Here is a 550-nt window from a genome sequence, read left to right as displayed (position 1 = left end):
GTTCGGCGCTGCCTTACCAAAGCCTACAAAATCCGCTTCCTGCACATTAGAGAGCTTGGTGAACGTAGCGCCGGAATCATTGGAATGCCATAAGCCATACGGCCCTCCATCCTCGGAGCCTCCGGCGAACCATACATCTCCTTCTGCTCCTCGTACAGCATCAATATCAGCATTGCCTGCTGTCGGCAAGCCAGTTACCGCTGATGGCGTAAAGGATACGCCTCCATTGGTGCTCACATATATTTTCCCGGAGGCAAATGCGTAATATTTATTAGGGTTCACTCGGTCAGAGACGATCTTTGCATTCGCTGGAATCCCTGTGCTTGCTGTCCATGAGTTGCCGCCAGTTTTGGAGTAGAACACACCTTTGTCTGATGTACTCCACAGCAAGCCATTACCATCTGCTGCTACGGCGATGCTGCCTCCTCCTGCTGTACCGGAAGGCTCACTATTTGCTTTATACCAGTTGGCTCCTCCATCATTGGAAAAACCGATGGATTTGGCATTTGGATCTTTTTTATAATCCGCTTTACCTACTCGGGCCATAAAA

1 protein-coding gene is annotated in these 550 nt (G+C 49.8%); it reads right to left on the bottom strand.

Annotated features, from left to right (window positions below; all coding sequences use genetic code 11):
* Nucleotides 1–550, bottom strand: a 550-nt coding sequence (locus GRP75_RS28945; protein WP_160791107.1) for a WD40/YVTN/BNR-like repeat-containing protein, incomplete at both ends; no start/stop codon positions are given.

Origin of the sequence: Paenibacillus sp. OT2-17 (assembly GCF_009827695.1) — a bacterium.
Lineage (GTDB): Bacteria > Bacillota > Bacilli > Paenibacillales > Paenibacillaceae > Paenibacillus > Paenibacillus polymyxa_B.
This window is presented reverse-complemented; position numbering and strand designations above follow the sequence as displayed.